This window comes from Mycobacterium sp. (assembly GCF_040509115.1).
In the GTDB taxonomy this organism is placed as follows: Bacteria; Actinomycetota; Actinomycetes; order Mycobacteriales; family Mycobacteriaceae; genus Mycobacterium.
The window spans coordinates 90,052-104,202 of record NZ_JBEVLO010000267.1; the positions used below are offsets into that span (position 1 = coordinate 90,052).

Consider the following 14,151-nt stretch of genomic DNA (forward strand, 5'->3'; position numbering starts at 1 on the left):
ATTTGCACCTGACTGCATAACAATGCAGAATCGCTGCATGGTTTCAGTGGCGGTTGCCGGTGCCAGCGGGTATGCCGGCGGCGAGATTCTGCGGCTCCTGCTCGGCCACCCGGCGTACGCCGACGGCCGGCTGACCATCGGAGCGTTGACCGCGGCCTCCAGCGCGGGGACCAGCCTCACCGAACACCATCCGCATCTGCTGCCGCTCGCCGATCGCGTGCTCGAGCCCACCGATGCGGCCGTGCTCGCCGGCCATGACGTGGTATTCCTCGGCCTCCCGCATGGCCACTCCGCGGCGCTGGCCGACCAGCTCGGCGCCGACACCCTGATCGTCGACTGCGGCGCCGACTTCCGGCTGACCGACGCCACGGCATGGGAACGCTTCTACGGGTCCGCCCATGCGGGCAGTTGGCCGTACGGGCTGCCCGAACTCGCCGGCGGCCGCGAGGCACTGAAGAACACGAAGCGCATCGCCGTGCCGGGCTGCTACCCGACGGCCGCCCTGCTCGCGCTGCTGCCCGCCGTCGCCGAGGACCTCGTCGAACCCGCCGTCACCGTCGTCGCCGTCAGCGGGACCTCCGGTGCCGGTCGCGCCGCCAAGGTCGACCTCCTGGCCTCCGAGGTGATCGGATCGGCCCGCGCGTACAACGTCGGTGGCGCCCACCGCCATACGCCCGAGATCGCCCAGGGGCTGCGCAAGGTCACCGACAAGGACGTCACGGTGTCGTTCACGCCCGTGCTGATCCCGACGGCCAGGGGCATCCTGGCGACCTGCACGGCACGCACCGGTGCGTCGCTGTCCGAGGTGCGTGCGGCATACGAAAAGGCTTATGGCGGTGAACCATTCGTTCACCTCCTCCCCGAGGGCCGCCTGCCCGCGACGGGCTCGGTGATCGGGAGCAACGCAGCTCAGGTCGCCGTCGCCGTCGACGCCGACGCAGGGGTGTTGGTGGCGCTGTGCGCCATCGACAACCTGGTCAAGGGCACGGGCGGGGCGGCCGTGCAATCAATGAACCTGGCGCTGGGCTGGCCGGAGACGGAAGGACTTTCGATCGTGGGTGTGGCACCGTGACACAGACGCAGACGCACGCACTCGTCCGCTCGCAGGGCGTGACGGCACCCTCGGGATTCCGCGCCACGGGCATCCCGGCGGGCATCAAGGCCTCCGGCAAGCCCGACCTCGCGCTGGTGTTCAACGAGGGCCCCGACTACGGCGCCGCCGCAGTGTTCACCCGCAACAAGGTCAAGGCCGCGCCGGTGCTGTGGACGCAGCAGGTCATGACCACCAGGCGGCTGCGCGCCGTGATCCTGAACTCCGGTGGTGCCAACGCATGCACCGGTGCGCTCGGCTTCCAGGACACGCACGCCACCGCCGAGGCCGTCGCCAGCGCACTGTCGGACTGGGGCACCGAGACCGGGGCCATCGAAGTCGCGGTCTGCTCAACGGGATTGATCGGCGATCGACTGCCGATGGACAAGGTGCTCGCCGGCGTCAGGGACGTCGTGCACGAGATGGCGGGTGGCCTCACCGGAGGCGCGGAGGCGGCCCAGGCCATCATGACCACCGACACCGTGCCGAAACAGGTTGCGCTGCACCACTCGGGCAGCTGGACCGTCGGAGGCATGGCCAAGGGCGCAGGAATGATGGCGCCCTCGCTGGCCACCATGCTGTGCGTCATCACGACGGACGCCGTCGCCGACGCCGACGCCCTGGACCGCGCGCTGCGCAACGCCGCCGCACGCACCTTCGACCGGCTCGACATCGACGGCAGCTGCTCGACCAACGACACCGTGCTGCTGCTGGCATCGGGTGCCAGCGAGATCGCCCCCTCCCAGGACGACCTCGATGCGGCCGTGCTGGCCGTCTGCGACGACTTGTGCGCGCAGTTGCAGGCCGACGCGGAGGGCGTCACCAAGCGCGTCGCGGTCACCGTGACCGGCGCGGCCAGCGAGGACGACGCCCTGGTCGCCGCCCGTGTCATCGCCCGCGACAGCCTGGTGAAGACCGCGATCTTCGGCTCCGACGCCAACTGGGGCCGGGTACTTGCTGCGGTCGGGATGGCGCCGGTCGACATGGCGCCCGACCGGATCGGCGTGTCGTTCAACGGCTTTCCCGTGTGCGTCGACGGAACCGGTGCGCCAGGTGCCCGTGACGTGGATCTGGCGGGCGCCGACATCAGCATCGCCGTGGATCTCGGCGTCGGATCCGGCGAGGCCACCGTCCGCACCACCGATCTGTCCCACGCCTACGTCGAAGAGAACTCGGCCTACTCGTCGTGAGTGCCGGTGAGCGCTCGCGCGAAGGGCATTCGACCGTCTCGCACACCAAGGGTGCGGTGCTGGCCGAGGCGCTGCCGTGGCTCAAGCAGCTGCACGGAAAGATCGTCGTCGTCAAGTACGGCGGCAACGCGATGACCGACGACGCCCTCAAGGCGGCGTTCGCCGCGGACATGGTGTTCCTGCGCAACTGCGGGATTCACCCAATCGTCGTCCACGGTGGCGGTCCGCAGATCAGCGCCATGCTCAAACGGCTCGGCATCGCAGGTGACTTCAAGGGCGGGTTCCGGGTCACCACACCCGAAGTCCTCGACGTGGCACGGATGGTGCTGTTCGGGCAGGTCGGCCGAGAGTTGGTCGGTCTGATCAACGCCCACGGCCCCTATGCCGTCGGGATCACCGGCGAGGATGCGCACCTGTTCACCGCGGTGAGGCGCAGTGTGGCGGTCGACGGTGTGCTGACCGACATCGGCCTGGTCGGCGACGTCGAGACGGTCAACAGCGCGGCGGTGCTGGATCTGATCGCCGCGGGCCGCATCCCGGTGGTGTCCACGATCGCGCCGGACGCCGAGGGCGTGGTGCACAACATCAACGCGGACACCGCGGCCGCCGCACTGGCCGAGGCATTGGGTGCCGAGAAGCTGCTGGTGCTTACCGACGTCGAGGGCCTCTACACCGACTGGCCGGACCGCTCCTCGCTGGTCAGCGAGATCGACGTCACCACGCTGACCGCCCTACTGCCGTCCTTGGAGGCGGGCATGGTGCCCAAGATCGAGGCCTGCCTGCGGGCGGTCGCAGGTGGGGTGCCCAGCGCACACGTCATCGACGGTCGCGTCGAGCACTGCGTGCTGGTGGAACTGTTCACGAACGAAGGATCTGGAACGAAGATCCAGGGCGAGCGAAGCGACGGGAAGGGTGGGGTGGTGAAGTGACATCCAATACTCAAGAGCTGCAAGAGCGTTGGCAGGCAGTGATGATGGACAACTACGGCACGCCGCAAGTCGCGCTGGTCAGCGGGGACGGCGCGGTGGTCACCGACGCCGACGGCAAGTCCTACGTCGACCTGCTCGGCGGCATCGCGGTCAACGTGCTCGGACACCGCCACCCCGCCGTGATCGAGGCGGTCACCACTCAGCTCAACACGCTGGGCCACACCTCGAACTTCTACGCCACCGAACCGGGCATCGCACTGGCCGAGGCGCTGGTGTCGCACCTCGGCGGTGACGTCAAGGCCAGGGTCTTCTTCTGCAACTCCGGAACCGAGGCCAACGAGGTCGCCTTCAAGATCACCCGGCTGACGGGACGCACGAATCTGGTTGCCGCCGAAGGCGCCTTCCACGGACGCACGATGGGCTCCCTGTCGCTGACCGGGCAGCCGGCCAAGCAGGCGCCGTTCGAGCCGTTGCCCGGCAACGTCACTCACGTTCCCTACGGTGACGTCGAGGCGCTGGAGGCCGCCGTCACCGACGAGACCGCCGCGGTGTTCCTCGAGCCGATCATGGGGGAGGGCGGGGTCGTCACGCCGCCCGCGGGCTACCTCGTCGCGGCGCGGGAGATCACCGCGAGGCATGGTGCGCTGCTGGTCCTCGACGAGGTGCAAACGGGGGTCGGGCGCACCGGCACGTTCTTCGCCCATCAGTACGACGGTGTCACCCCCGACGTGGTCACGCTGGCCAAGGGGCTCGGCGGCGGATTGCCCATCGGCGCGTGCTTGGCGATCGGTGACACCGCCGACCTACTGACCCCTGGGCTCCACGGCAGTACCTTCGGCGGCAACCCGGTCTGCACCGCCGCCGCACTCGCGGTCCTCAAGACACTCGCCGAGGAGGACCTGATCAGTCGCGCCGACGTGCTCGGCAAGACGATCAGCCATGGCGTCGAAGCGCTAGGACATCCGCTCGTCGACCACGTCAGGGGCCGCGGTCTGCTCCGCGGCATCGTGCTGACGGCGCCCAAGGGCAAGGCCGTCGAGGTCGCCGCACGCGACGCGGGCTTCCTCGTCAATGCCGCCGCTCCCGACGTCATCCGGCTCGCGCCGCCACTCGTCGTCACCGACGCGCAGATCGACGCGTTCCTGACGGCACTGCCCGCCGTCCTCGACACCGCAGCGGAGACGCCATGACACCCCGGGCGAGAAGCGGAGCGGGATCGACACGCCGCCACTTCCTCCGCGACGACGACCTCACGCCCGGCGAGCAGGCCGAAGTCCTGGCGCTGGCCGCCGAACTCAAGAAGGCGCCGTTCAGCGCGCGGCCGCTGGAGGGTCCGCGCGGCGTCGCGGTCATCTTCGAGAAGAACTCCACCAGGACGCGCTTCTCGTTCGAGATGGGCATCGCTCAGCTGGGCGGCCACGCCGTCGTCGTGGACGGCCGAAGCACGCAACTCGGCCGCGAGGAGACGTTGGAGGACACCGGGAGGGTGCTGTCCCGGTACGTCGATGCGATCGTCTGGCGGACCTTCGCCCAGGAACGCCTGGCCGCCATGGCGTCGGGCTCGACGGTGCCGATCGTCAACGCGTTGTCCGACGAGTTTCACCCCTGCCAGGTACTTGCCGACCTGCAGACGCTGGTCGAGCGCAAGGGCAGCTTGGCGGGGTTGCGGATGTCCTACTTCGGCGACGGGGCGAACAACATGGCCCACTCGTTGATGCTGGGCGGTGTCACGGCGGGAATCCACGTGACCATCGCTGCACCAACGGGTTTCGACCCGGCGCGCCAATTCGTCGCGGCGGCCGAACGCCGCGCCGTCGAGACCGGGGCCAGCGTCACCGTGACCGCGGACCCGAAGGCGGCAGCCACGGGTGCGGACGTCATCGTGACCGACGCCTGGACGTCGATGGGACAGGAGAACGACGGCCTGGATCGGGTCCGCCCCTTCCGTCCGTTCCAGGTCAACGGCGATCTGGTGGCATTGGCCGACCCGGATGCCGTTGTCCTGCACTGTCTTCCGGCCCATCGCGGACACGAGATCACCGACGACGTGATCGACGGACCGCAGAGCTTCGTGTGGGACGAGGCCGAGAACCGTCTGCACGCGCAGAAGGCCCTGTTGGTATGGCTGCTGGAGCGCTCGTGATCGGCGAGCGCGGCGCATGACGACCGCGACGAGGGCCGGACGGCAGGCGCGGATCGTGACGCTGCTGTCGTCACACTCCGTGCGCAGCCAGAGTGAGCTGGCCGCCATGCTGTCCGAAGAGGGCATCGAGGTCACGCAGGCCACCCTGTCGCGGGACCTCGAGGAACTCGGCGCCGTCAAGCTGCGCGGCGCCGACGGCGGTACCGGGGTGTACATCGTGCCGGAGGATGGCAGCCCCGTCCGCGGCGTGTCCGGCGGCACCGACCGGATGTCGAGACTTCTCGGCGAACTTCTGGTGTCCACCGATGCCAGCGGGAATCTCGCCGTGCTCCGCACCCCGCCCGGTGCGGCCCACTACCTGGCCAGTGCAATCGACCGCTCGGCCCTGCCCTACGTCGTCGGCACGATCGCCGGCGACGACACCATTCTGGTGGTGGCGCGCGAACCCATGACGGGTGCCGAGCTCGCCAGCACCCTCGAACACCTGCAGTAGCCCAAAGACTTCCAAAATCCCCCAGCCCAAAGGAGATTGAAAACATGTCCGAACGCGTCATCCTGGCGTATTCCGGTGGTCTTGACACCTCGGTCGCGATCAGCTGGATCGGCAAGGAGACCGGCCGCGAGGTCGTAGCCGTGGCCATCGACCTCGGACAGGGCGGTGAGGACATGGAGGTCGTGCGCCAGCGCGCGCTGGACTGCGGCGCCGTCGAGGCGGTGGTGGTCGACGCCCGCGACGAGTTCGCCGAGGAGTACTGCCTTCCCACCATCAAGAGCAACGCGCTCTACATGGACCGCTACCCGCTGGTATCGGCGATCAGTCGCCCCCTGATCGTCAAGCATCTGGTGGAGGCGGCGCGCCAGCACGGTGGCGGCACCGTCGCGCACGGCTGCACCGGCAAGGGCAACGATCAGGTGCGCTTCGAGGTCGGATTCGCCTCGCTGGCACCCGACCTGGACGTGTTGGCTCCGGTCCGCGACTACGCGTGGACGCGGGAGAAGGCCATCGCCTTCGCCGAGGAGAACGCCATCCCGATCAACGTCTCCAAGCGGTCCCCGTTCTCGATCGACCAGAACGTGTGGGGTCGCGCGGTGGAAACCGGTTTCCTGGAACACCTCTGGAACGCGCCGACCAAGGACGTGTACGACTACACCGAGGATCCGACGGTCAACTGGAACTCGCCCGACGAGGTCATCGTCGGCTTCGAGAAAGGCAAGCCGGTCTCGATCGATGGGAGGCCGGTGACGGTGCTGGAGGCCATCGTCGAGCTGAACCGGCGCGCCGGGGCGCAGGGCGTGGGACGGCTCGACGTCGTCGAGGACCGGCTGGTCGGCATCAAGAGCCGCGAGATCTACGAGGCACCCGGCGCCATGGTGTTGATCACCGCCCACACCGAGCTCGAGCACGTCACGCTGGAACGTGAACTGGCCCGGTTCAAGCGGACCACCGACCAGCGCTGGGGCGAGCTGGTGTACGACGGCCTCTGGTACTCGCCGCTGAAGCGGGCACTCGAGACGTTCGTCGCCGACACACAGGAGCACGTGACGGGGGAGATTCGGATGGTGTTGCACGGCGGACACATCGCCGTCAACGGCAGGCGCAGCACGGAGTCTCTGTACGACTTCAACCTTGCGACCTACGACGAGGGCGACACGTTCGACCAGTCCAGCGCGAAGGGCTTCGTGCACGTGCACGGGCTGTCGTCGAAGATCGCGGCGCGCCGGGACCTGGGCGGCAAGTGAGCACCAACGAGGGTTCGCTGTGGGGCGGCCGATTCGCCGACGGTCCCTCCGACGCCCTTGCCGCGCTGAGCAAGTCCACGCACTTCGACTGGGTGCTGGCGCCGTACGACGTGAAGGCGTCGAAGGCCCACGCGCGGGTGCTGTTCCGCGCCGGACTGCTGACCGAGGAGCAGCGCGACGGCCTGCTGGCGGGATTGGACTCCCTCGGCGAGGACGTCGCCGACGGTAGCTTCGGCCCGCTGCCCAGTGACGAGGACGTGCACGGCGCCATGGAACGCGGCCTGATCGACCGGGTCGGCGGCGACCTCGGGGGTCGGCTGCGGGCGGGCCGGTCGCGCAACGACCAGGTGGCCACGTTGTTTCGGATGTGGCTGCGTGACGCCATGCGGGTGGTCGGCAATGCCGGGCTCGACGTGGTGGGCGCCCTTGCCATGCAGGCCGCGTCGCATCCCACCGAGATCATGCCGGGCAAGACGCACCTTCAGTCGGCGCAGCCGATCCTGCTGGCGCACCACCTGCTGGCCCACGCCCACCCCCTGCTGCGTGACGTCGACCGCATCGTCGACTGGGATGACAGGGCCGCAGTGTCACCGTACGGTTCTGGGGCCCTTGCCGGTTCGTCGCTGGGCCTCGATCCCGACGCGATCGCCGCGGATCTCGGCTTCACCGCCGCCGCCGATAATTCGATCGACGCCACCGCGGCCCGCGACTTCGCGGCGGAAGCCGCGTTCGTGCTGTCGATGATCGCCGTCGACCTGTCACGCCTGGCCGAGGACGTCATCCTCTGGAGCACCACCGAATTCGGCTACGCCGTCCTACACGACGCCTGGTCGACGGGCAGTTCGATCATGCCGCAGAAGAAGAATCCCGACATCGCCGAGCTGGCGCGCGGCAAGTCGGGCCGGCTGATCGGCAACCTCACCGGGCTGTTGGCGACGCTCAAGGCACAACCGCTGGCGTACAACCGGGATCTTCAGGAGGACAAGGAGCCGGTCTTCGACTCCGTCGGGCAGCTCGAGCTATTGCTGCCCGCGATGGCCGGTCTGATCGGCACGCTGCGGTTCGACACCGACCGGATGGCGGAGCTCGCACCGAAGGGTTACACGCTGGCCACGGACATCGCGGAATGGATGGTCCGCCAAGGTATCCCGTTCCGCGTCGCGCACGAGGCCGCGGGTGCCGCGGTGAAGGCGGCCGAGGCGCGAGGTGTCGGACTCGAGGAACTGGCCGACGACGAGTTGGCGGCCATCCATCCCGGCCTGACGGCCGAGGTGCGTGACGTGCTGACCATCGCCGGGTCGGTCAACTCCCGCGACGCTCGGGGTGGAACCGCGCCGGTCCAGGTGGCCAAGCAACTCGGCATCGTTCGCGACACCACCGACGAGCTTCGGATCCGCCTGCGCCCCTACATGCGTTAGTGCCCGCTGCCGCCGCAGCCCCGGGGCTAGTCGTCGGCCAAGGAGAGCCATTCCTCCTCGAGGGATTCCTTGCGGGCGATCACCTCGGCGAGCTCCGCATTGAGCTCGCCGAGTCGGACGTGGTCGGCGGCGGCGTCGGCCATCACCAGATGCAGCTTCGCGATCCGCTCGTCGAGTTTGCCGAGCTGATTCTCGATGCGGGACAGCTCCTTTCCCGTACGACGTTCACGGGCCGAGTCGGTCTCGCGACGCTCTCCGGTTCGCGCGGCCGACGTACTCTCGGCGGCGATGCGGTCAGCCAGGTACTGCTCGATGCCGCCGGGCAGGAGCACGCACCGGCCGGCGCCGGGCAGTGCGTACGTCACGTCGCTGACGCGTTCGAGGAAGTACCGATCGTGAGTAACCACGATCAGCGTGCCCGGCCAGCCGTCGAGGTAGTCCTCGATGACGTTGAGGGTGTCGATGTCGAGATCGTTGGTTGGCTCGTCGAGCAGCAACACGTTGGGCTCGTCGAGAAGTAGACGCAGGAACTGGAAGCGGCGGCGTTCGCCACCCGAGAGCTCCGAGACCCGGGTGGTCAGCTTGTCGCCGGTGAAGCCGAAGTCCTCGAGCAGGGTGGCCGTGCTGACCTCCTTGCCGCCGGCGAGCTCGGTGATCCGCTTCGCGTTCTCGACCGCGTCGAGGACGCGTTCGTCGCCGTCGATCTCGACCAGCGCCTGGCTGAGATAGCCGATGCGCAGGGTCTTCCCGCGTTTGACGGTGCCCGACGTCGGCTCGATCTCCCCGATCAACAGCTTGAGCAGCGTCGACTTACCGGTGCCGTTGACGCCGACGAGACCGATCCGCACGCCCGGTCCGATCGACCAGTCGAGCTTGTCGAGAAGGAGCTTGCCGCCCAACTCGAGCGTCACCCGGTGCAAGTCGAAGACGTCCTTGCCCAGACGCGCCGTGGCGAAGCGTTGTAGCGCAAGCGAATCCCGCGGTTCGGGCTCGTTGGCGATCAACTCGTTGGCGGCCTGGATGCGGAACTTCGGCTTCGAGGTCCGCGCGGGCGGCCCGCGCCGTAGCCACGCCAGCTCCTTGCGCATCAGGTTGCGTCGCCGGGCCTCGGTGCCCGCGGCGATGCGAGAACGTTCCGCCCTGGCCAGGACGTACGCCGCGTAGCCGCCTTCGTAGGCGTCGATGGTGCCGCCGTGCACTTCCCAGATGCGGGTGCAGACCGCGTCCAGGAACCACCGGTCGTGGCTGACTACGACCATCGTCTTGGCGGTCTGCTTGGAGAGGTGGCCTGCCAGCCAGCCGATGACCTCGACGTCGAGGTGGTTGGTCGGTTCGTCGAGCACCAGGACGTCGTGACCTGCGAGCAGGAGCGCCGCCAGCGCGACGCGGCGTCGCTCACCGCCGCTGAGGTTGCTCACCTCGCGGTCCATCGACACCTCGGTGAGTAGGTTCTCGACCACCGACCTGGTCTCCGCGTCGGCGGCCCAGATGTGATCGGCCTGCCCATGGACGATGACGTCGCGCACCGTTGCGTCGGGATGGAAGTCGTCGGACTGGTGGAGGTAGCCGACCGACAATCCGGACGTGTGCGTGACGCGACCCGAGTCGGGCGGTCGGGTCGCGGTCAGGAGCTGCAGCAGCGTGGTCTTGCCGTCGCCGTTGCGGCCGACGACGCCGATCGCCTCGCCTTCGTCGATGCCGAGGCTCACGCCGTCGAGGAGGGTGCGCGTGCCGTAGCCGACGGTCGCGCGCTCGAGGTTGATCAGGTTCGCCATCAGCCGCCGATCATAGGGTGCGACCGCCGCGGGGCTCCAAGGCTGCTGTGCCATGATTGCCACGGTTGGCTTCCGGGATGGCAAACCAGGGACGGCAGTCGCGCGGAAGGGGAGCGTCGTGGTTGACCTTTCGGCAATCACCGGGCCGGTGGGCCGGTTGGTGGCAACGGCACAGAACGGTCTCGAGGTGCTGCGCTACGGCGGGCTCGAAACCGGCGCGGTGCCGTCACCGTTCCAGATCGTCGAGAGCGTGCCGATGTACCGGCTGCGCCGCTACTTTCCGCCGGACAGCAGGCCGGGCGCCAAGCCAGCCGGGCCGCCGGTACTGATGGTCCACCCGATGATGATGTCGGCCGACATGTGGGACGTGACGCGCGCCGAGGGCGCGGTCGGAATCCTGCACCAAGCGGGCATCGACCCCTGGGTCATTGACTTCGGCTCGCCGGATCGGGTCGAGGGTGGCATGCAGCGCAACCTCGCCGACCACGTGATCGCACTCAGCGAAGCCATCGATACCGTGAAGAAGGTCACAGACCGCGACGTCCATCTCGCTGGTTACTCCCAGGGCGGGATGTTCGCGTATCAGACCGCTGCGTATCGACGGTCCAAGGACCTGGCCAGCATCGTCGGGTTCGGTTCGCCCGTCGACACCCTGGCCGCGCTGCCGATGAATCTGCCTGCCGGACTGGCGGTCGGCGCGGCGGACTTCATGGCCGACCACGTCTTCAGCCGCATCGACATTCCCGGCTGGCTGGCACGCGCGGGTTTCCAGATGCTCGATCCCATCAAGACGGCGCAGTCGCGCATCGACTTCGTGCGCCAGCTCCACGACCGCGAGGCCCTGCTGCCGCGCGAGCAGCAACGGCGCTTCCTGGCCTCCGAGGGGTGGATCGCGTGGTCGGGCCCGGCGATCGCCGAGTTGCTGAAGCAGTTCATCGCGCACAACCGGATGATGAGTGGCGGGTTCGCCATTCGCGGCGACCTGGTCACGCTCAGTGACATCGACTGCCCGGTTCTGGCGGTCGTCGGCGAGGTCGACGACATCGGTCAGCCCGCGTCGGTGCGAGGCATCAAGCGGGCCTCGCCGCAGGCAAATGTCTACGAATACCTGATCCGCACAGGGCATTTCGGGCTCGTCGTCGGGTCAAAGGCGGCGACGCAGACGTGGCCGACGGTGGCGGCGTGGGTGAAGTGGATCTCCGGTGACGGCGACATGCCCGAAGGCGTTCTCCCGATGGCGTTGCAGCCCACCCAGACCAACGAGACCGGCGTGCCACTGGCATCGCGCATCGCACACGGTGCGGGCGCCGCGGCGGAGATGACGTTCGGCGTCGCCAAGGCCGCCGGATCGGCCGTCGTGGCGGCCAACAAGTCGGCCCGTGCGCTGGTCGTCGAGACGGCGCGCACCCTGCCCCGCCTGGCGCGGCTCGGTCAGATCAACGAGCACACCCGCATCTCGCTCGGCCGCATCATGAGTGAGCAGGCGCGGGCGACGCCGGAGGGCGAGTTCCTGCTGTTCGACGGGCGCGTTCACACCTACGAGGCCGTGGACCGCCGCATCAACAACGTCGTGCGTGGCCTCATCGACGTCGGCGTGCGGCAAGGTGCGCACGTGGGAGTGCTGATGGAGACCAGGCCCAGCGCGCTGGTCGCGATCGCCGCGCTGTCCCGGCTCGGCGCGGTGGCCGTCCTGATGCCACCCGACGCGGACCTCACGGAGGCCGCCAGGATCGGCTCGGTCTCCGACGTCATCGCCGACCCCGTCCACCTCGATGCCGCTCGCAAGCTGCCGTTGCGCGTGCTGGTCCTCGGCGGCGGCGAGGCACGAGATCTGGATCTCGCCGCCGACGACGACGTCGTCGACATGGAGAAGATCGATCCCGACGTCGTCGCGCTGCCCGGCTGGTATCGGCCGAACCCTGGCCTCGCCAGGGACCTGGCGTACGTCGCGTTCGCCACGGTCGGCGGCGAGCTCGTCGCCCGCCAGATCACGAACTTCCGGTGGGCGCTGTCGGCGTTCGGGACTGCCTCTGCGGCCAACCTCGGCGGCGGCGACACCGTCTACTGCCTGACCCCCCTGCATCATCAGTCCGGGCTGCTCGTCAGCCTCGGCGGCGCGGTGGTCGGCGGTACCCGCATCGCGCTGTCCCGCGGGCTGCGCCCCGACCGGTTCGTCCACGAGCTGAGGCAGTACGGCGTGACGGTGGTGTCCTACACGTGGGCGATGCTGCGGGAGGTCATCGACGATCCGGCGTTCTCGCTGCGGGGCAACCATCCGGTCCGGCTGTTCATCGGTTCGGGCATGCCGACCGGGTTGTGGAAGCGCGTCGAGGAGGAGTTCGCGCCCGCCCACGTCGTCGAGTTCTTCGCGACCACCGACGGCCAAGCCGTGCTGGCCAACGTGTCGGCCGCGAAGATCGGCAGCGAGGGCAGGCCACTGCCCGGCGGCGGCCAGATCGAGTTGGCGGCCTACGACGCCGTCGACGACCTGATCCTCGAAGACGAGCGCGGGTTCGTCCGACTCGCGGGCCCGAACGAGGTCGGCGTGCTGTTGGCCCGCCCGCGCGGGCCGGTGGATCCGACGGCGTCGGTGAAGCGCGGCGTCTTCGCACCTGCGGACACCTGGGTGTCGACGGAGTACCTGTTCCGCCGCGACGACGACGGTGACTTCTGGTTGGTCGACACCCGGCGGTCCGTGATTCACACCGCTCGGGGACCCGTCTACGGCGCCACGATCAACCACGCCGTCGGACGGATCGGCGCCGTCGACCTCGCGGCCACCTACCGCGTCGAGGTCGACGGCCGGGAGCTCGCCGTCACGGCGATCTCATTGAGCCCCGGCGGCAGCGTGCCGACCGCAGACCTCGACGCGGCGCTCGCGACGCTTCCGGTCGGGAGCCCGCCGGACATCGTGCACGTGACCGAGATGAGGCTCAGCGCGTCGTACCGGCCGCTGCTTGGCCCGCTGCGCGCCGCGGGGATTCCGAAGCCATCCCGCCACGCCTGGTACCTCGACGAGGAGACGGGCGGGTACAGGCGGCTGACCGCTGCCGTCCGCGCCGAGCTCGGGGGCGTGACCCAGACGAGTGACGCGAGTGAGGCGAGTGGCCAGACGTGAATGGGGTGCCCCAGTCGCGGCGCTTTGTTAGGCTCCCGCTGGCGGCACGCGGCCGCTAGGGTCGGGGAACCCTGCACGATGGAGGATTGATGGGATCGCAGTCCAGCAAGACGACCGGCTGGCGTCGTGCGGTCACAGGGGCCGTGGCCAGCAGTGCGCTGGCCGCCGGGCTCCTGATCGGCACCGGCGTCGGCACCGCCAACGCGGACGTCCTCGACGACATCTACCAGCAGTACGACACCGGTTCCGCCGGCGGCCAGGTCTCGAAGCTCATCCACACCGCGATGAAGCTGCGCGCCCTTGGCTACGTCCCCTCCAAGGGCAACATCACCGACCTTCAGGCCGCGATGGAGAAGCGCCCCAACCAGGTGCCGATGATCACCGCCCTCGAGCAGACGGTGGCGTATCAGAAGCGCAATCAAGCCCGAGGGGCGGCAGCGGGCGGTGGCCCCGTGCTGAACCCGCAGACCATCCCGGGCGGCAACATGCCCGGCTACGGCATCGATCCGAATCAAAACGGCACCATTCAGATTCCGCTCGGCTGAGTCGTGCTCGACCGCAAGCTTCGAAGCATCCTGGTGTGCCCGGAGGACCGCGGCCCGCTTCTTCTCATCGGTGACCGGCTGTACAACCCGCGGCTGCGACGTGCATATCGGATCGAGGCGGGTGTGCCCGTGCTGTTGATCTCCGAGGCCGAGACCGTGACGGACGACGCCGAACACGAGGCGCTGCTGGAGCGGGCCGAGCC

At 68.9% G+C, this 14,151-nt stretch carries 11 protein-coding genes and 1 pseudogene; 11 read left to right on the top strand and 1 reads right to left on the bottom strand.

The features are described from left to right. Positions 1-22: 22 nt before the first annotated feature. The 8 genes and pseudogenes from argC to argH all read left to right on the top strand — a co-directional run bounded on the left by argC (position 23) and on the right by argH (position 8,510). The gene (argC, locus tag ABW137_RS18175; protein ID WP_526402463.1) at positions 23-1,072 is read left to right on the top strand and encodes an N-acetyl-gamma-glutamyl-phosphate reductase; all 1,050 of its coding nucleotides are present in this window, start codon (positions 23-25) and stop codon (positions 1,070-1,072) included. Next, complete coding sequence (argJ, locus tag ABW137_RS18180; protein WP_526402465.1) at positions 1,069-2,280, top strand: bifunctional glutamate N-acetyltransferase/amino-acid acetyltransferase ArgJ; 1,212 nt, start codon at positions 1,069-1,071, stop codon at positions 2,278-2,280. Before argC ends, argJ begins: the two co-directional genes overlap by 4 nt. Further along, positions 2,277-3,209, top strand: coding sequence for an acetylglutamate kinase (gene argB / locus ABW137_RS18185; protein WP_526402467.1), 933 nt, complete (start codon positions 2,277-2,279; stop codon positions 3,207-3,209). The genes argJ and argB overlap by 4 nt, the downstream gene beginning before the upstream one ends. Next, the gene (locus ABW137_RS18190; protein WP_526402469.1) at positions 3,206-4,399 is read left to right on the top strand and encodes an acetylornithine transaminase; all 1,194 of its coding nucleotides are present in this window, start codon (positions 3,206-3,208) and stop codon (positions 4,397-4,399) included. The genes argB and ABW137_RS18190 overlap by 4 nt, the downstream gene beginning before the upstream one ends. Further along, positions 4,396-5,352 (top strand): ornithine carbamoyltransferase, encoded by a 957-nt coding sequence (gene argF, locus ABW137_RS18195; RefSeq protein ID WP_526402471.1) that lies wholly within the window; start codon positions 4,396-4,398, stop codon positions 5,350-5,352. Before ABW137_RS18190 ends, argF begins: the two co-directional genes overlap by 4 nt. Positions 5,353-5,365: 13 nt before the next feature. Next, positions 5,366-5,845: pseudogene (locus tag ABW137_RS18200) on the top strand (arginine repressor); the annotation flags it as partial. 44 nt (positions 5,846-5,889) lie between these two features. Beyond that, a complete protein-coding gene (locus ABW137_RS18205) occupies positions 5,890-7,092 on the top strand; it encodes an argininosuccinate synthase (protein WP_526402473.1) in 1,203 nt (400 codons plus the stop codon). Further along, a complete protein-coding gene (gene argH / locus ABW137_RS18210; RefSeq protein ID WP_526402475.1) occupies positions 7,089-8,510 on the top strand; it encodes an argininosuccinate lyase in 1,422 nt (473 codons plus the stop codon). Before ABW137_RS18205 ends, argH begins: the two co-directional genes overlap by 4 nt. Before the next feature lie 26 nt (positions 8,511-8,536). Here the strand turns inward: argH and ABW137_RS18215 are convergent, their stop codons facing one another. Then, complete coding sequence (locus tag ABW137_RS18215) at positions 8,537-10,285, bottom strand: ABC-F family ATP-binding cassette domain-containing protein (RefSeq protein ID WP_526402489.1); 1,749 nt, start codon at positions 10,283-10,285, stop codon at positions 8,537-8,539. Positions 10,286-10,403: 118 nt separating this feature from the next. On the opposite strand from ABW137_RS18215, the gene ABW137_RS18220 reads away from it, so the two are divergent. From ABW137_RS18220 to ABW137_RS18230, 3 genes are all read left to right on the top strand, one after another. Further along, positions 10,404-13,403, top strand: coding sequence for an AMP-binding protein (locus ABW137_RS18220; RefSeq protein ID WP_526402477.1), 3,000 nt, complete (start codon positions 10,404-10,406; stop codon positions 13,401-13,403). Between the two features lie 89 nt (positions 13,404-13,492). Beyond that, a complete protein-coding gene (locus tag ABW137_RS18225; RefSeq protein ID WP_526402479.1) occupies positions 13,493-13,948 on the top strand; it encodes a hypothetical protein in 456 nt (151 codons plus the stop codon). A 3-nt stretch (positions 13,949-13,951) separates the two neighbouring features. Next, on the top strand, positions 13,952-14,151 hold a 200-nt coding region (locus ABW137_RS18230; RefSeq protein WP_526402481.1), incomplete at its 3' end, for a Trm112 family protein.